The following is a 16447-nucleotide window of genomic DNA, read 5'->3' on the forward strand; positions in this document are numbered from 1 at the left end:
CTGCGACTTCATTGTAGAGAAAAATCAAAATTATGTCCAGCTTTTGAACATAAAAAATCCGCTCTTTTTTCAAGAACAGACATTTTTCGCAAAACGCTTACAATGTTTATTTATCAAGGGACTGATCAAGACGGTATATAAAAGCGAACACTTCGGCTACCGCTTGATATAAATCTTCTGGAATCGCTTCATTTATTTCAAGCTGTCCAAGCAGCTCAACAAGCCCTGGATCTTCTTGTATCGGAATATTATTTTCTTTTGCAGAGGCAATAATTTGATCAGCGATGAGTCCTTTCCCTTTTGCTTTTACAACCGGTGCTCCCACTGAGTCTGGATTATAAGAAAGAGCGGCGGCCTGCCTCCGGTTTGGCTGGTTCATATGCGTATATCCACCCCCATATAACGATCATCATCCATAATGCGGGCAAGCGGCGGCTTTTCCTTTTCCAGCGCCGCTGGTTCCTTGAACGAAACGCCAGACAAGCGGTATCCGCCTGCTTCAAGGGCCTCCTTCAACGAATCAACAGCCGGGCTGCTTATTTTTTTCAGCAGTGGGCCCGGAATTTCCGCGGCAATGTGCAAATGCACAATCCGGTTTTGCACCTGCATGTCAATGACCGTTTGTTTTAAACGCGGCATTTCCACATAAAACAATACACGGCAAAAATCAGCGTCAATTTTTCCGTCTGCTTTTTTCTTTCCTTCCCACTTGATCGTCACATCGCCTCTAAATTCACCAAATTGTAAAGGAGACTGCAGCACCAGCTGCTGAACAGGGCCGGATTCGGCAGACAAAATATGCTGTGCATTAAGACGGCCAACCATCTGCTCAGCAGCTTCTTTAATAGGTGCCGGCATTGTATCTGACATGAGCTTGATCAGCTCCTGCTTAACAGTCTGCGGAGCGTTTTGGACATTTTCTTTCGAGGCAAGAACGGCTTCGTGGTCCACTCCAAGAAAACGGAAGGCATCACGTAGAACCGAACTTGCCGGCGGTTCCTCAAAAGAAAGCGCATCGGCACCGATCAATACAGCCATTCTTGACGCGGCCTGGCCAGGAAGGGATACAGCGGCAGAAGAAGCCAGCTGAAGCAAGGAGGCAGCCATTTTTTGAGAAAGGGCCTGTCCTATTTCAAACCCGTCTGCGAGCTGTGCCAGCTGCTGCATCAAAGCCGGTCGTTCAGGATGCCCAAGAGGGAGGGATAAAGAAAGAGCCTGCTTAAAAGCGGTAACTGCTTTTTCAGACACAGGACTTCCAGCCAGCTGGGACAGTGCTTGTTTAAGCAGCTGGACAGGGCGAAGTTCCGCATTCTGGTTCAAAGATGGCTCAGAGCTTCTGGCAATCCCGGCAAGCAGTGCCTCTCCATGCTGGGCTGCTAAAGAAGGATTTGCAGCCATTGATTGGCCGAGCACCCGGATGGCTGCCGCTTTTTCGGGTGTGTCGGTACCTTGCAGCGCTGAAACCAGCTGAACCGCTTTTTCATTGGCTGTGCCTTTAAAAGCAAATGTCTCTGCTGTTTCACCAAGCAGGCGGCCGATTGCTTTGGCTGCCTCTGATTGTTTAAAGTCATTTTGTACGAGTAATTGCTGTAAAGAACCCATTTTTCCGGTCATTGAACCCGTTGAACGGGCAGCCAGCAGGGACTGGAAAACATTTTCTGTTATCGGCAAATGACGGCTCAGCATAAACCGGACCACTTCTACCCCTTCTGCTCCAGACTTCCCAAGCCATCCCGAAGCGGTTTGGATCAGAGATTTTGAAAGAGCTGTTCCATTTTGGAGAGCCGCTGCTGTAAAAGCCATATTTTCTTTCGTTGGCTGCAGTCCCATTTTTTCAAGCAGGACAGACACTTGATCGGCTGGAAGCTTTGCTGCCGGGTTTTCTGCCAGTACACGGAGTGAAACACCCCGATCCAAAGAAACCACTTGAAACGTATAGCGCTCTCCTGCTTGCAGCGGTGTTTCAAGCTGTGCTGTCAGCTTTTGGCCAAGCGCTGCGATTTCGGCCATTTGTCCGGGTAAAAGCTTGATGGTTTTACCAGAAAAAATATGCCCTTCTTTCAATATGTCAATCGGGCTGCGCGCCTCCTGCAGCCGCACGCCTCTTTGAAGGGCCTGCTGCCCAATTTCCATAGAATGCCCCTCCTGCTTTTTATAGTGTGTGCATATCTTTTACAGGCGCAAATGTTTTGCGGTGCTGCGGCGTTACGCCAAATTGCTTTAATCCTTCAATATGCTCTTTCGTGCCATATCCCATATTCTTTTCAAATCCATAGCCGGGAAATTGAGCTGCATATTCTTTCATGAGCCGGTCACGAGTTACCTTGGCAATAATAGACGCTGCGGCAATAGACGCACTTTTAGCGTCCCCTTTTATAATAGCCTCCTGGCTGATGGCAGCCGGCAGCGTCATCGCATCGACAAGCAGGTGATCCGGCTGCTTTGGAAGTGATTCTACTGCAAGCATCATTGCTTTTTTAGCAGCTTCGTAAATATTGATTCGGTCAATTTCTTCTGCGCTGACAATACCGACGCCGACTGCCGCTTTTTCTATTATCAGCGCATATAGTTCATCACGGATGGATTCTTTTATTTTTTTAGAGTCATTTAACCCTTCTGGCAAAAAACCATCCGGCAGAATACATGCAGCAGCTACTACAGGGCCTGCAAGGGGCCCTCTGCCCGCTTCATCAATGCCGGCAATGCTTTGCATCCCCCGCTTCATTGCTGCCCGCTCATACGCCATCATTTGCTCCAGGCGCTCCTGTTCATCCTTTTTCTTTTGAAGACGGCGCCTGCACGCTTTCACAGCTGCCTGTACGCCCCTTCTTTCATCTTTCTCCCACTGGGCCAGCTGGTTGTCTTCTAAGCTGCTGACAGCTGCGAGCTGCTGTTTAATTTGGGTAATCGTTTCCTTGCACATGTTTTCTTGGCTCCTTATCTGTATTATCGGCTTTTTTTCTTTTTTTTCCACAAAAAAACGCGAAGGAAGTCCTTCACGCTTTTTGTGGCGGAATATCAAACGTAAGGCGGCCAAACTGCGTTGTACGCACATCACGAATAATGACATCCGTTACCTTGTCGTAATCAATGCCGCCTCCTGTAGATAGGCAGCCGCGCCGTTCACCAACTTGTTCAAAAACAACCGCCATGTCTTCCGGAAGCTCTCTGTAGCCATAGCGCTCTTGAAGCCGCGACGGATACTCGCTCTCTAAAAAACGAAGCCCCCAGATCGCCACATCCTGCAAATTCAAGATCGCGTCTTTTATGGCACCCGTCAAGGCTAATTTGTAGCCGATTTCTGGGTCTTCGAACTTTGGCCATAAAATACCCGGCGTATCCAAAAGCTCCAGGTTTTTAGCGGTTTTAATCCACTGCTGTGCTTTTGTTACGCCTGGCATATTACCGGTTTTGGCAATGTTTTTTTTCGCAATCCGGTTAATGAGTGTTGACTTGCCGACATTTGGAATACCAACAATCATCGCTCTTATTGCCCGCGGCTTCATTCCCCGTGCGCGCATTCGATCCCATTTTTCTTTTAAAATGCTCTCAGCTGCTTTTACAATTTTGTCGAGTCCGCTGCCCGCCTGGGAATTCACCGAAACGGCTTCAATGCCTTTTTCTTTGAAGTAAGCAATCCACTCTTTTGTCATAATCGGATCTGCCATATCCTCTTTGTTTAGAATGACAAGCCGCGGCTTCTGGTTTAAAATCTCATCGATCATCGGATTGCGCGAAGACAAGGGCAGGCGTGCATCCACCAATTCAAAAATGATATCAACGAGTTTTAATTTCTCTGTTACCTGCCGTCTTGCTTTGGCCATATGGCCTGGAAACCACTGTATTGTCAAGCGTACACATTCCTTTCGAGTCCGTTTATTCTACAAGATGAATTTGATCAAACGGCCAGTAAACAAGTCTGGTTTCACCGACAATCTCATCAATTTTAACAGTGCCAATATGACGGCTGTCTTTACTGAAACGGCGATTGTCGCCCATTACAAAAATCTCGCCTTCCGGTACAGTTTCCTGGCCAGTAATTTCAGCTAACGTAAAGTCGGGAGTTAATGGACCATCGGTTACTTCCCTCTTATATTCATCCAAATACGGTTCTTCTATAGCTTTCCCATTCACGTATAAAATGTCATTTTTATACTCAATGGTGTCTCCTGGAAGACCAATAACTCGTTTTATGTAATCTTTCTGTTCGGGCGCATGAAATACGACAATATCGAAACGGTCCGGATCACCAAGTTTATTCACAATCATCCGATCCCCGCTTTCAAGTGTCGGCATCATCGAAAGACCGTCAACCACAATCGGCGCAAATATAAAATACCGGATCAGGGCAGCAAGCCCGACCGCGATCAGCAGCGCTTTCGTCCATTCCCAAAATTCATTTTTTCCTTTAGCCATGCTGGCACCACCTTCAATTCAAGTACACTTATCATATCATGATGGTCGTAAAACCTGAAAGAAAAAGGAGTCTGCAGGCAGACTCCTTTGCTCTCTTATTATCGAATTTCTTTAATACGCGCTGCTTTACCGCGTAGGTTACGCAAGTAGTACAATTTCGCACGACGAACTTTACCACGACGCATAACTTCGATTTTCGCGATTTTTGGTGTGTGAAGCGGGAATGCACGCTCAACGCCCACGCCGTAAGAAATCTTGCGGACTGTGAATGTTTCGCTTACGCCGCCGCCGCGACGCTTGATTACAACGCCTTCAAATACCTGAATACGCTCACGTGTACCCTCGATAACTTTAACGTGTACACGAACTGTATCTCCCGGACGGAAAGCTGGAAGATCAGTACGAAGCTGCTCTTGTGTCAATTCTTGAATCAATTGGTTCATTGTGTTTTCCTCTCCTTCTAACAAATGTTCATACCCGCGCAATCACGACAGCGGAACACCGTTTTAATGTAGCGTGTTATTTTACACACTGACTACGAAATTTTATCATAGATTTCCCACTAAATCAACGTTATTTTTCGGATTCCCATCGCTTAATTTTTTCTTTTTCCTGATCCGTTAAATTCATTAAATCCAGCAAATCAGGCCGCCGTTCCCACGTACGCTTAAGCGACTGCTCTGCACGCCACTCTTCAATATGCTTATGATTACCCGATAGAAGGACATCCGGCACCTTCATGCCTCTAAAGTCGGCTGGACGTGTGTAATGGGGGTGCTCAAGCATACCGGACGAAAATGAATCCAGTACGGCAGACTGTTCATTTCCAAGCACGCCCGGCAAAAGACGGACCACGCTGTCCGCTATGACCATTGCCCCCAGTTCACCGCCGGTCAGCACATAATCACCGATCGAAATTTCGTCGGTTACGAGGTGATTGCGGACCCGTTCATCATAGCCTTCATAATGACCGCATAAAAAAATCAAATGCTGTTCTTTTGAAAGCTCTTCTGCTTTTTTTTGCGTATACCGCTCTCCCTGCGGGCACATTAAAATAATGCGCGGAGCTGCCTCCGCTTCCCCCTTTAACGCTTCTACCGCATCAAAAAGAGGCTGTGGCTTAAGCACCATTCCCGCACCGCCGCCGTACGGATAATCATCGACCACTTTATGCTTTCCTTCCGCAAAATCCCGAAAGTTAACCGCCCGAAAGGACGCTTTATTTTTTTCGGCTGCTTTTTTCATAATGGATGAAGAAAAAACGCCCTCAAACATTTCCGGAAATAGTGTCAGCACATCGATCTTCATTCAAGCAGTCCTTCCATCGGATCGATTAAGATCAGCTTTTTCTCTTTGTCGATCGATTTCACTACATCATCAATGTAAGGGATATAAAATGTCTTGTCCTCGCCTTTTACGACCCACACATCGTTTGCACCCGGTGTCAGCACTTCAGTTACTTTGCCAACTGTATCGCCTGACATCGTTTCCACCTGGCAGCCGACGATTTCATGAAGATAAAATTCTCCTTCATCCAGCTCGCCAAGGTGGGTTTCATGTACTTTTAATATCGTTCCCTTGAAGGCCTCTACATCCTCAATGGAGGGACGCCCTTCGAACGTCAGCAAATCAAAATTTTTATGGGTACGATGTGCAGCGACTGTAACCGGGATACCTTCTTTATCACCTTTTTTAAAAACCGCGAGCTCACTGCCTTTTTTAAATCGCTTCTCTGGAAAATCCGTTTGTGACATGACACGGACTTCTCCCCGCAAACCATGTGTATTGACGATTTTCCCCACATTAAACCACTTGCTCATTTTTTCACTCCTCGGTGCGAATTTCTACAATGACGCCATCTTTTACAACAATCGTGCCGCCGGTTTTTCCATAGAAGCGGTCTCCGGGCTTAACCTCCACAATGGATTGGATATCCCGTTCTTTTAATTCTGTCCCAAGAGGCAGCCCTTTTAACTGGCTGATTTGAAATTCAACCATTTCCAGCTTTTCATGACGCTGGTCAATTTCCATTTGATAACGGGCCGCCGCTTCCGCCCGCTTGGAGCCGCCGCGCTCCGCTTTTTTCTTTTCAAAAAGCAACTGGGCTGTTTCCCGCTCTAACCGGCGTTTTTGCTGCTCGTATGCATTCATACGGCTTTGTTTTAGTGACTCTGTCACCACTTGAACGACTGATACGGTTTGTAAAATATGCATCCCACCGCTCCTTTTTATGGAACAAAAATGGCAATTCCCCAAAAGAAAGATTCTTTTGGGGAATTGATGTTTCGCAATAACTTACTTGCTGTATTTAGCATTGTGGAATTTTTCCAAAATGCCTTCTTTTGAGAAAAGATTGCGAACAGTATCAGATGGTTTTGCACCATCTTGAAGCCATTTAAGCGCAAGCTCTTCATTGATTTTTACTTCTGCTGGCTGAGCAACCGGATTGTATGTTCCGATTGTTTCGATTGAACGGCCATCACGCGGCGCGCGGGCGTCAGCTACTACGATACGATAGAATGGGGATTTTTTTGCACCCATACGTTTTAAACGAATTTTTACTGCCATGCTAATAAGCACCTCCGAAATAGTTTCACACAAGATAGAATCATATCAAATACTTTAAGTGTTGTAAAGTGTTTTTTCTTTACAGTTTGCATCCCACTGTTCTTACATAAAAGGAAGCTTTGGCAGACCGCCTTTTTTCTTTCCTTTTTGCTGCATAGAAGACATTTGTTTCATCATTTTCTTCATGTCTTCAAACTGTTTTAACAGGCGGTTTACTTCCTGGATCGTTGTGCCTGATCCGCGGGCGATACGCTTGCGGCGGCCGGAATTAATGATTTCTGGCTGCTGTTTTTCAGCTGCAGTCATCGAACGGATAATGGCTTCCACACGGCCGATTTGTTTTTCATCCACCTGTATGTTGTTTAAGCCTTTCATTTTGTTCGCGCCTGGCAGCATTTTTAAAATTTCGTCAAGCGGTCCCATTGAACGCACTTGTCCAAGCTGATCTAAAAAGTCATCGAAAGTAAACGACATGGTCCGCATTTTTTGCTCAAGCTCTTTTGCTTTTGCTTCATCCACGTTCGTTTGAGCTTTCTCGATAAGAGACAGCACATCACCCATGCCAAGAATACGGGATGCCATGCGTTCCGGATGAAACTGCTCAAGTGCATCAAGCTTTTCACCCATCCCGACAAACTTAATCGGTTTGCCGGTAACAGAACGGATAGACAGTGCCGCCCCGCCTCGTGTATCGCCATCAAGCTTGGTAAGGACAACACCTGTAATGCCGAGCTGCTCATCAAAGCTTTCAGCGACATTCACAGCATCCTGTCCGGTCATAGAGTCGACCACTAGAAAAATTTCTTCCGGAGAAGACAGCTCTTTGATTTGTTTCAGCTCGTCCATTAATTCTTCGTCAATGTGAAGGCGGCCAGCTGTATCAATGAGTACATAATCCAAATGGTCGTCTTTCGCTTTTTGAATGGCCTGTCTGGCGATTTCAACCGGACTTTCCTGGTCACCGAGCGAGAAAACCGGCATACTAAGCTGTTTGCCGAGCGTTTCAAGCTGTTTAATAGCCGCCGGTCGGTATACATCGGCTGCCACAAGAAGCGGCTTGCGGTTGTATTTTTTGCGAAGCAGGTTGGCAAGCTTACCGGTTGTCGTTGTTTTCCCGGCACCCTGCAGCCCTACCATCATTATCACGGTCGGCGGGCGCTTTGCTGTGCCAATACGGCTTTCTTCCCCGCCCATTAACGTGGTTAATTCTTCTTTTACCACCTTAATAACCTGCTGTCCCGGCGTTAAGCTTTTCATCACTTCCTGGCCGACGGAACGCTCACTGACTTTTTTCACGAATTCTTTGACGACTTTAAAGTTAACATCCGCTTCTAAAAGAGCCAGTCGAACTTCTCGCATCATTTCTTTTACATCGGATTCGGATACTTTTCCTTTGCCGCGGATTTTCTGCATTGTTCCTTGCAGCCGTTCGGCCAATCCTTCAAATGCCATCATGCAGTCCCCCTATTCAAGTTCCTCAATTGCCTTGATAATCTTCAGCATTTCTTCATCCGCTCTTTCTTTGAGCTGATTCATAAATGCCTGGCGCTTTTGGAATTTCTTCAGCAGCCCGAGCTTTACTTCGTATTCTTCAAGCATCGCTTCTGTGCGTTTTATATTATCATAGACCGCCTGGCGGCTCACCTCATATTCTTCGGCGATTTCACCGAGCGAATAATCGTCCAAGTAGTATAGGGACATGTAGCTGCGCTGTTTGTCGGTCAGAAGCATCTGATAAAAGTCATACAGATAATTCATCCGCATTGTTTTCTCAAGCACGGCCGCCCCTCCTTTGTTAAGTGAAAAACCTTTACACTGAATTAGTGTACCTGCTTCGGCTGCGTCTGTCAAGAACGGGAAAAAACAGCCGGTTATTCGGCTGTTTCATCTTCCTCTGTATCTGATTTTCTTTCTTCAAAAGCCTCGGTAAACAGCCCATACGCATATTTTTCAGCATCAAACGGCTGCAGATCATCCATTTTTTCACCAAGACCTACAAATTTAACCGGAACTCCCAGTTCTTTACGAATCGCCAGTACAATACCGCCTTTTGCGGTTCCATCCAGCTTTGTAAGCACGATGCCGGATACATCTGTCGCCTCTTTAAATGTTTTCGCTTGAATCAATGCATTTTGACCGGTTGTCGCATCGACAACGAGCAGAACTTCATGCGGAGCGCCAGGAATTTCACGTTCAATGACACGCTTTACTTTTTGTAGCTCATTCATTAAGTTTACTTTGTTTTGAAGACGGCCGGCTGTGTCACACAGTAAAACATCGGCTTGTCGTGATTTTGCAGCACGTACGGCATCGTACATAACTGCAGCTGGATCAGACCCCTCTGCTTGTTTGATCACATCAACACCTGTGCGCTCTCCCCATACTTCAAGCTGTTCAATCGCTCCAGCCCGGAACGTATCACCAGCTGCGAGCATCACTTTCTTGCCCTCTTCCTTAAACTGGTGGGCAAGCTTGCCGATCGTTGTCGTTTTGCCGACCCCGTTGACACCAACAAATAAAATGACCGTCAAGCCCTCGTCCTGCATATTCAGATCTGAAGACATTTCATGGTCACCCGCATAAATATCAACAAACTTCTCGGTAATAATTTCGCGGATCGCTTCTGGTTCATTTTTGTTTTGGCGTTTTACTTCCGTTTTTAATTCATCAATCAATTCCATCACTGTATCGAAACCCACATCTGCCCCGATCAGAATTTCTTCGAGTTCTTCAAAAAAATCTTCATCAATTTTACGGTAGCGGGCAAATAAATTGTTCATTTTTTCGGAAAAGCCAGAGCGGGATTTTTTCAGCCCTTCTGTATACTTTTCCGTTGTTTGCTCCTGCTCCTGAGAGCCGGAAAACTTTTCTTTTAATTTTTTAAAAAAGCTCATTTGTTTCATCCTTTCTTTTACTGCGTTACAGCGGCTTCTTCGAGTCTTACTGAGACAAGGCTCGTTACGCCGGATTCCTGCATGGCCACGCCATAGAGCGCATCGGCTTCTTCCATCGTTTGTTTGCGGTGTGTAATGACGATAAACTGTGTGTCCGCACTGAATTCTTTTAAGTACCGGCTGAACCTGTGCACGTTCGCTTCGTCAAGTGCTGCTTCTACTTCATCTAGTATACAAAACGGAACCGGGCGTACACGTAAAATAGCAAATAAAAGAGCAATAGCCGTAAGAGCACGTTCTCCGCCGGATAAAAGACTTAAATGCTGCAGTTTTTTCCCTGGCGGCATCGCTGAAATATCCACACCGGCATTTAAAATATCTTTCGGGTCGGTCAATTTCAATTCGGCCCGTCCTCCGCCAAACAGCTGGACAAAAGCCGGCTGAAATTCCGCTTTAATCGCTTCAAACGTTTCTGAGAAGCGGCGGGTCATTTCAACATCCATTTCATTCATTACATCACGAAGTGTTGACTTTGCTTCTTCAAGATCTTCTTTTTGGCCCCGCAGAAACGTCACTCGTTCAAACGTGATCTCATATTCTTCGATCGCCCCGAGATTCACATCTCCCAGCTCCTCAATCGCCCTTTTAATGAGCCGGACCTGCCGTCTCGATTCTTCAATCGGCAAAGTAAGCGGGTAGAGCCGCTGTGCTTCCTCGAAGGTTAAGCTGTATTGCTCATTCAGCTTTTGCAGCCATGTATCGATTTCAACTTCTAAGCGGGCAATGGCTACATCATGCCCGCGTACCGATTCTGTTAACCCTTTTAATAAACGGCGGGACTCCTGAAGGGCGGCTGTTTGTTCTTCAAGCCTCTGTGTTTTGCTGCTTCGTTCCTTTTTCAGCAATTCAAGCCCTTTGATCAGCCGCTCTTTTTCAGCAGCCTGCTCTTCCGCCTCCTGGGCAAGCGTCAGGCCGGTTGAACCGCTGTTTGACCGCTCCGCTTTCATAAATGCCTGCTCTTCTTCGAGCTGCTTCACTTGTTTTTGAATCTCTTTCCACTCTGCCCCGATCCGCTGTTCCTGCTGTCTGCTGAACGCAAGCTGCTCTTCAAGCACGGCGATCTGCGGACGCAGCGTGTAAAGTTCTTCTGTAAGCTCATCCCGCTTTGATGTAACGTCCTTTTGCTCTCTTTCAATAAAAGCAATTTGATCATCCAATTGTTTAATCGCCTGCTGTTTTTTGGCTAAAGAGCGGGAAGCTTCCTTTTCACGCTTCTGAAGCCGCTCTTTTTCTTCTTGAAATTCTCTTTTTTCCGCATCGTAAACGGCAAGCCGGTCATTGATGGACTGTTCATTAAAAGACCATTCAAGCTGCTGGTTTTTCGCTTCCTGAAGTCCCTGGCGGTACAGCTCACCCGTTTCTTCAAGGCGGCTGACTAACCGATCACACTCAGCCGCACGGTCCTGCAGCGCTTTTACTTCCCTTTCAGCCTGCGCTGTTTTCTGCTCCATCTGTACGATTTGGGAACTTAACGTGTCCAGTTCATTTTTGCGCCCGAGCAGGGATGCACCTGTTTTTTTCACAGATCCGCCTGTCATCGAGCCGCCCGCATTAACTACATCACCTTCAATCGTGACAACGCGGTAACGGTGGTTGATTTTACGTGCAATGTGATTGGCTTTTTCAAGAGAATCCGCTACAAGCACATTGCCAAGCAGGTGACGCGCTGCCTGGGCGTACCGTTCTTCATAATCGGTCAGCTCTGCTGCGGTTCCGAGAAAGCCGTTTTCATGACGGACAAGGGCTAATGTATGATCAGGGATCACTTTTTCTTTTACCGTCGACAGGGGTAAAAAAGTCGCCCGGCCAAATTTGTGCTGCTTTAAAAAAGCAATCGCTTTGCGGGCAGCCGCTTCATCTTCTACGATAATATGCTGGAGAGCTCCGCCAAGAGCTGTTTCAATGGCGAGCTCATACTGCTTAGGTACCCGGATCAATTGTGCAGCAGCGCCAATCACGCCGGGAAGACGCCCGTCTTTTTCTTTCAGTACTTCTTTAACGCCGGAGAAAAAGCCTGAATAATCTTCTTCCATTGAGGTTAAAAGGTCGCGCCGGGAAGACGCCTCCTGCAAAATCTGGTAGGCTTTGTACAGGGCATTTCGCTTTTTTTCAAGCTTTTCCTTTACACTGTCACGCTCCCGTTTTGCTTCGCGGTACGCTGTTGTATGCTCATTGAGCTTTTCCTCTGCCTCAAGACGAGCCTGCTCGATCTGTTCCTGCTCCCTTTGCAGGGCAGCCCGTTCAGAAAGATATTGGTCATTGTGTCCGCCGAGCCGTTCAAATCGAGCTGTTAATCGTTCGAGCTGACGGCCAATTTCAGCCAACTCATTTTTCGCCGCTGCTTCTTTGCTTAAATGATCAATATAATCAGCTTTAAGAGATTCCAGCGTTTCACTGCTGTTTTGCGAGACTGCGCGAAGCAATGCTTCTTTTTCCGCTGCTTGTTTTGTTAACACATCAAGCGCTTGTTTTTTCTCCTCAGACTGCTTTTTCGCTTCTGCCAGCGCTTGTTTTAATACCGCTTCTTTTTCTTTGGCTTCGTTTATCGATTTCACAAGCTTTTCTTCATTATAAGAAGCATTTTTTTGACGCTCGTCCATCAAGCGCCGTGTTCCTTCAATTTTCTCAAGTGATTCCACGACAGTCATAAGTTTTTCCTGTATCAATTCTTCCTCAACAGCCAGCTTTTTTAATTCCTGCTCGACTGCCCGGATATGAGATTCTGCGCTTTCTGCTTCCCTGCTGAAATAAGCGATCTGTTTCTCCTGGTGCTCCCGGTCTTTTTTTCTCTCTTCCCATTCAGCGTGGGACTCACCAAGATCATACGCCCAGACAGAGGCTTCTACTTCCTTTAATTCTTCCTTTTTCTCAAGATAATCTTTTGCTGCGGCGGCTTGAATTTCGAGCGGTTCTACCCGCTGCTCTAATTCGTATAAAATATCCTGCACACGGCTTAGATTCTCTTCTGTTTCAGCAAGCTTTACTTCTGCCTGCTTTTTACGGGTTTTGTATTTTAACACGCCGGCTGCTTCTTCAAATATAGACCGGCGCTCTTCAGGACGGCTGTTTAATATTTCATCAACCCGCCCCTGGCCAATAATTGAAAATGCACCGCGCCCGAGTCCTGAGTCCATAAACAGTTCAATAATGTCTTTTAAGCGGCAGCTTTGCTTGTTGATAAAAAAACCACTGTCGCCATTTCGGTTTACGCGGCGCGTGATGCTTACTTCACTGTAATCAAGCGGAAGCGCCCCGTCCCGATTATCGAGCGTGATGGTCACGTCCGCTTCATTCAGCCGCCTTCTTGAATCACTTCCCGAAAAGATGACATCTTCCATTTTTCCGCCACGCAAGTTTTTAGCTGACTGTTCACCAAGTACCCAGCGAATCGCTTCAGTAATATTGCTTTTGCCCGAACCATTCGGTCCCACTACTGCTGTTACACCAGGCATAAAGTCAATGCTAACTTTTCCTGCAAATGATTTAAATCCCGCTATATCAAGCTTTTTCAGGATCATACTTCTCCACCTGTCTCCTACTTCGATTGTTTTACCTGTTCAAGCGCCATACGCGCTGCAAATTGCTCTGCTTCTTTTTTAGAGCGTCCGCTGCCTGTGCCGAGTACAGTACCGTTTAAGGATACTTCCGTAATAAACTCTTTGTTATGAGCCGGGCCTTTTTCTTCTAATATCCGGTAAGACGGGGAGCCTTTTAATTCACGCTGTACAAATTCCTGCAGCTGGCTTTTAAAATCCATTACATGTGAAAACGCTCCTGCACTGATTTTCGGGAAAACGATTTTTTCCAAAAACGGAATGACGGCATCCATCCCCTGATCAAGATAAAGGGCGCCAATGTAAGCTTCAAACACGTCAGCAAGCAAAGCCGGACGCATTCTTCCGCCTGTCATTTCTTCACCTTTTCCGAGTAAAATAAGCCGGCCAAACTCAAGCTCGTTCGCAAATGTAACAAGTGAAGGCTCGCATACAACAGCGGCGCGAAGCTTTGTTAACTCTCCTTCTGACATAACGGGATACGTTTTATATAAAAACTGCGAAACTGTCAACTCTAATACGGCATCGCCTAAAAACTCCAGGCGCTCGTTGTCTTCATATGGTTTTCTTCTGTGCTCGTTCACATAAGAAGAGTGGGTAAAAGCCTGTTTTAGGAGCGATTCATTTTGAAAATGGATGCCCATTTTTTCCTGGAATTCTTTAAATTCTTTATTTTTCCGTTCTGAATATCGCTGCTCCTGATTTGTTTTCTTCATTCTGGTTCCTCCGCAATGTTAAAGTGCACACAAAATTAGTTTAGCCGAAAAAAATGCATAGCGCAAAAAGAATTAAAGCGCAAGACACTGTTTATGAATCGCGCTCGTTTAACAATCCTGCATTTCACTTTCGGGAAAGCTTGGACTGGAATGCTTAATGCCTTAGGGTCCTGTGTGCGGTTCCTGGGCTTCCATTCAATAAAAGCATGAAAAAAGCAGACCCGCATTACCGGGCCTGCCATTAAGGACGATTAGTTTTTGCTGTTTATGTACGATACAGCGTCGCCTACCGTCGTAATATTTTCCGCGTCATCATCGGAAATTTCCATATCGAATTCATCTTCAAGCTCCATTACAAGCTCAACTACGTCTAGAGAATCCGCACCTAGATCTTCCTTGAATTTCGCATCAAGGTTGATTTGTGATTCTTCTACACCTAGACGATCAACGATGATTTTCGTTACACGTTCTAATACATCTGCCACAATATTCACCTCCCCTCAAGTATTATAGACGATTCATCCTGCCAAAACACGCTTTTTCTTACATTGCCATGCCGCCGTCTACACCAAGCACCTGGCCAGTAATGTATTTCGCACCATCACCGGCTAAAAATGCGGCTGCAGCAGCAATATCGGCTGTATCGCCAAGCGTGCCAAGCGGAATTTGGCTGATCAGCTGCTCTTTTGCTTCTGCCGGCAGTTCATCCGTCATGTCAGTCGTAATAAATCCTGGCGCAATGGCATTCACTGTAATACCTCGTGGTGCAAGCTCACGGGCCGATGCTTTCGTTAACCCAATAACCCCTGCTTTTGCTGCTGTATAATTTGCCTGTCCAGCATTGCCGATTCGGCCAACAACCGAAGAAATGTTAATAATACGGCCGCTTTTTTGCTTCATCATTTGGCGGGTAACTGCTTTTGTGCAAAGGAATACACCTTTTAAATTGGTGTTAATAACCTCGTCCCACTCTTGCTCTTTCATGCGCATCATCAAGTTATCGCGTGTGATTCCCGCGTTGTTTACTAAAATATCAAGACGGCCGAATTGGTCAATCGTTTCTTTCACCATCGCCCCTACTGCTTCACTATCAGAAATATCACACTGTACGATAAAAGAACGGCGGCCCATCGCTGTAATTTCATCGGCTGTTTCTTTTGCTTTTTGCTCGCTTCCTGCATAGTTGACGACCACGTCTGCGCCTAAACGGGCAAGTTCAAGTGCGATCGCTTTGCCAATCCCACGGGAAGCTCCTGTGACAAGAGCTATTTTTCCTTCCAGGTTCATTGTGTTTCCTCCTTTAGAGCTGCCGCTGCTTTTACAATGGATTCTTCATCGCTCACTGCAATGGTGCGGACACGGCGGTTTACTTTTTTAATTAAGCCGGATAAAACAGTACCTGAACCAATTTCAACAAACGTATCGACCCCTGCATCAAGCAGCGCCTGCACGCTGTCTTCCCATAAAACAGGTGAGTACAGTTGTTTCACAAGATTTTCTTTAATCGCCTCTGCCTCTGTTACTGGCTGTGCATCAACGTTGGCAATAACCGGTACGCGGCTTGACTGAATATTGGCTTTTTCGAGCACAGTGCGCAGCTTTTCAGCAGCCGGCTCCATAAGCGGCGAATGGAATGGGCCGCTCACATTCAGCGGAATCACTCTTTTTGCGCCTTTTTCTTTTAAAAGAGCAGATGCCTGCTCTACACCTTCTTTTGCCCCTGAGATCACAATTTGACCAGGGCAGTTGAAGTTAGCAGCAGCAACGACGTGGCCGTTTGCCGCAACTTCTGCAACGGCTGCTTCCAGCTCCGCGCGGTCCATGCCAAGCACAGCCGCCATCGCGCCTTCTCCAGCCGGTACAGCCGCTTCCATTAAATTGCCGCGCTCATGTACAGCCCAGACTGCGTCTTCGTATGTAATAGCCCCTGCAGCCGCCAAGGCAGAATATTCACCAAGGCTGTGCCCAGCGGTAAAGTCCGGCACAATGCCTTCTTCTTCGAATCGTTTTAAAACAGCCATACTGTGCGCTAAAAGAGCAGGCTGCGCGTTTGATGTAAGTGTCAGCTTTTCTTCTGGGCCATTAAACATAATGTCCGTTAACGAGTAGCCGAGGCGCTCGTCTGCTTGTTGAAGCATTTCCTTGATGGAAGCATGCTCCTCAGCAAGTGATTTTCCCATTCCAACGGCTTGAGAGCCTTGTCCCGGAAATACAAATGCGATTTTTCCCATTGATGATG

At 46.6% G+C, this 16447-nt stretch carries 18 protein-coding genes; all 18 read right to left on the reverse strand.

The genetic code is table 11. The features are described from left to right. Nucleotides 1-106: 106 nt before the first annotated feature. The 18 genes from M3221_RS04050 to fabD all read right to left on the reverse strand — a co-directional run bounded on the left by M3221_RS04050 (nucleotide 107) and on the right by fabD (nucleotide 16439). Nucleotides 107-379, reverse strand: coding sequence for an EscU/YscU/HrcU family type III secretion system export apparatus switch protein (locus M3221_RS04050; RefSeq protein WP_251270259.1), 273 nt, complete (start codon nucleotides 377-379; stop codon nucleotides 107-109). After that, the gene (locus tag M3221_RS04055; RefSeq protein WP_251270260.1) at nucleotides 376-2133 is read right to left on the reverse strand and encodes a hypothetical protein; all 1758 of its coding nucleotides are present in this window, start codon (nucleotides 2131-2133) and stop codon (nucleotides 376-378) included. The genes M3221_RS04050 and M3221_RS04055 overlap by 4 nt, the downstream gene beginning before the upstream one ends. Nucleotides 2134-2152: 19 nt before the next feature. Continuing rightward, nucleotides 2153-2923, reverse strand: a complete 771-nt coding sequence (locus tag M3221_RS04060; protein ID WP_251270262.1) for a ribonuclease HII — start codon at nucleotides 2921-2923, stop codon at nucleotides 2153-2155. A gap of 73 nt (nucleotides 2924-2996) precedes the next feature. Further along, a complete protein-coding gene (gene ylqF / locus M3221_RS04065; protein ID WP_251270264.1) occupies nucleotides 2997-3851 on the reverse strand; it encodes a ribosome biogenesis GTPase YlqF in 855 nt (284 codons plus the stop codon). A gap of 25 nt (nucleotides 3852-3876) precedes the next feature. Continuing rightward, on the reverse strand, nucleotides 3877-4416 hold the full coding sequence (gene lepB / locus M3221_RS04070) for a signal peptidase I (RefSeq protein WP_251270265.1): 540 nt from the start codon (nucleotides 4414-4416) through the stop codon (nucleotides 3877-3879). 98 nt (nucleotides 4417-4514) lie between these two features. Next, a complete protein-coding gene (rplS, locus tag M3221_RS04075) occupies nucleotides 4515-4859 on the reverse strand; it encodes a 50S ribosomal protein L19 (RefSeq protein WP_242232070.1) in 345 nt (114 codons plus the stop codon). Between the two features lie 130 nt (nucleotides 4860-4989). Further along, on the reverse strand, nucleotides 4990-5724 hold the full coding sequence (gene trmD / locus M3221_RS04080; protein WP_242232071.1) for a tRNA (guanosine(37)-N1)-methyltransferase TrmD: 735 nt from the start codon (nucleotides 5722-5724) through the stop codon (nucleotides 4990-4992). Continuing rightward, nucleotides 5721-6236, reverse strand: coding sequence for a ribosome maturation factor RimM (gene rimM, locus M3221_RS04085; RefSeq protein WP_251270266.1), 516 nt, complete (start codon nucleotides 6234-6236; stop codon nucleotides 5721-5723). Before rimM ends, trmD begins: the two co-directional genes overlap by 4 nt. Before the next feature lie 4 nt (nucleotides 6237-6240). After that, complete coding sequence (locus M3221_RS04090; protein ID WP_242232073.1) at nucleotides 6241-6630, reverse strand: YlqD family protein; 390 nt, start codon at nucleotides 6628-6630, stop codon at nucleotides 6241-6243. A gap of 81 nt (nucleotides 6631-6711) precedes the next feature. Then, nucleotides 6712-6984, reverse strand: a complete 273-nt coding sequence (rpsP, locus tag M3221_RS04095; protein WP_046175080.1) for a 30S ribosomal protein S16 — start codon at nucleotides 6982-6984, stop codon at nucleotides 6712-6714. Between the two features lie 102 nt (nucleotides 6985-7086). Beyond that, nucleotides 7087-8436 (reverse strand): signal recognition particle protein, encoded by a 1350-nt coding sequence (ffh, locus tag M3221_RS04100; protein ID WP_251270618.1) that lies wholly within the window; start codon nucleotides 8434-8436, stop codon nucleotides 7087-7089. A 12-nt stretch (nucleotides 8437-8448) separates the two neighbouring features. Beyond that, a complete protein-coding gene (locus tag M3221_RS04105; protein WP_242232453.1) occupies nucleotides 8449-8763 on the reverse strand; it encodes a putative DNA-binding protein in 315 nt (104 codons plus the stop codon). Nucleotides 8764-8855: 92 nt separating this feature from the next. Further along, nucleotides 8856-9878: a signal recognition particle-docking protein FtsY gene (ftsY, locus tag M3221_RS04110; RefSeq protein WP_251270267.1), complete on the reverse strand. Its 1023-nt coding sequence runs from the start codon at nucleotides 9876-9878 to the stop codon at nucleotides 8856-8858. Nucleotides 9879-9895: 17 nt separating this feature from the next. Beyond that, nucleotides 9896-13456 (reverse strand): chromosome segregation protein SMC, encoded by a 3561-nt coding sequence (gene smc / locus M3221_RS04115; RefSeq protein ID WP_251270268.1) that lies wholly within the window; start codon nucleotides 13454-13456, stop codon nucleotides 9896-9898. Between the two features lie 17 nt (nucleotides 13457-13473). Beyond that, a complete protein-coding gene (gene rnc / locus M3221_RS04120) occupies nucleotides 13474-14208 on the reverse strand; it encodes a ribonuclease III (protein WP_242232077.1) in 735 nt (244 codons plus the stop codon). A gap of 251 nt (nucleotides 14209-14459) precedes the next feature. Further along, the gene (acpP, locus tag M3221_RS04125) at nucleotides 14460-14693 is read right to left on the reverse strand and encodes an acyl carrier protein (protein WP_251270269.1); all 234 of its coding nucleotides are present in this window, start codon (nucleotides 14691-14693) and stop codon (nucleotides 14460-14462) included. A 58-nt stretch (nucleotides 14694-14751) separates the two neighbouring features. Next, nucleotides 14752-15495, reverse strand: coding sequence for a 3-oxoacyl-[acyl-carrier-protein] reductase (gene fabG, locus M3221_RS04130; protein WP_242232079.1), 744 nt, complete (start codon nucleotides 15493-15495; stop codon nucleotides 14752-14754). Beyond that, a complete protein-coding gene (gene fabD, locus M3221_RS04135; RefSeq protein WP_251270270.1) occupies nucleotides 15492-16439 on the reverse strand; it encodes an ACP S-malonyltransferase in 948 nt (315 codons plus the stop codon). Before fabD ends, fabG begins: the two co-directional genes overlap by 4 nt. Nucleotides 16440-16447 lie beyond the last annotated feature (8 nt).

The sequence above is a fragment of the Domibacillus indicus genome (assembly GCF_023715895.1).
GTDB classification, from domain to species: domain Bacteria; phylum Bacillota; class Bacilli; order Bacillales; family Domibacillaceae; genus Domibacillus; species Domibacillus indicus_A.

What these genes read in the sequence shown, in the direction of transcription:
- ffh (WP_251270618.1), bottom strand. Translation starts at nt 8,436, where the DNA reads ATGGCATTTGAAGGATTGGCCGAACGGCTGCAAGGAACAATGCAGAAA.
- fabD (WP_251270270.1), bottom strand. Translation starts at nt 16,439, where the DNA reads ATGGGAAAAATCGCATTTGTATTTCCGGGACAAGGCTCTCAAGCCGTT.
- rnc (WP_242232077.1), bottom strand. Translation starts at nt 14,208, where the DNA reads ATGAAGAAAACAAATCAGGAGCAGCGATATTCAGAACGGAAAAATAAA.
- rplS (WP_242232070.1), bottom strand. Translation starts at nt 4,859, where the DNA reads ATGAACCAATTGATTCAAGAATTGACACAAGAGCAGCTTCGTACTGAT.
- lepB (WP_251270265.1), bottom strand. Translation starts at nt 4,416, where the DNA reads ATGGCTAAAGGAAAAAATGAATTTTGGGAATGGACGAAAGCGCTGCTG.
- M3221_RS04090 (WP_242232073.1), bottom strand. Translation starts at nt 6,630, where the DNA reads ATGCATATTTTACAAACCGTATCAGTCGTTCAAGTGGTGACAGAGTCA.
- M3221_RS04060 (WP_251270262.1), bottom strand. Translation starts at nt 2,923, where the DNA reads ATGTGCAAGGAAACGATTACCCAAATTAAACAGCAGCTCGCAGCTGTC.
- rpsP (WP_046175080.1), bottom strand. Translation starts at nt 6,984, where the DNA reads ATGGCAGTAAAAATTCGTTTAAAACGTATGGGTGCAAAAAAATCCCCA.
- M3221_RS04055 (WP_251270260.1), bottom strand. Translation starts at nt 2,133, where the DNA reads ATGGAAATTGGGCAGCAGGCCCTTCAAAGAGGCGTGCGGCTGCAGGAG.
- ftsY (WP_251270267.1), bottom strand. Translation starts at nt 9,878, where the DNA reads ATGAGCTTTTTTAAAAAATTAAAAGAAAAGTTTTCCGGCTCTCAGGAG.
- rimM (WP_251270266.1), bottom strand. Translation starts at nt 6,236, where the DNA reads ATGAGCAAGTGGTTTAATGTGGGGAAAATCGTCAATACACATGGTTTG.
- M3221_RS04050 (WP_251270259.1), bottom strand. Translation starts at nt 379, where the DNA reads ATGAACCAGCCAAACCGGAGGCAGGCCGCCGCTCTTTCTTATAATCCA.
- fabG (WP_242232079.1), bottom strand. Translation starts at nt 15,495, where the DNA reads ATGAACCTGGAAGGAAAAATAGCTCTTGTCACAGGAGCTTCCCGTGGG.
- smc (WP_251270268.1), bottom strand. Translation starts at nt 13,456, where the DNA reads ATGATCCTGAAAAAGCTTGATATAGCGGGATTTAAATCATTTGCAGGA.
- trmD (WP_242232071.1), bottom strand. Translation starts at nt 5,724, where the DNA reads ATGAAGATCGATGTGCTGACACTATTTCCGGAAATGTTTGAGGGCGTT.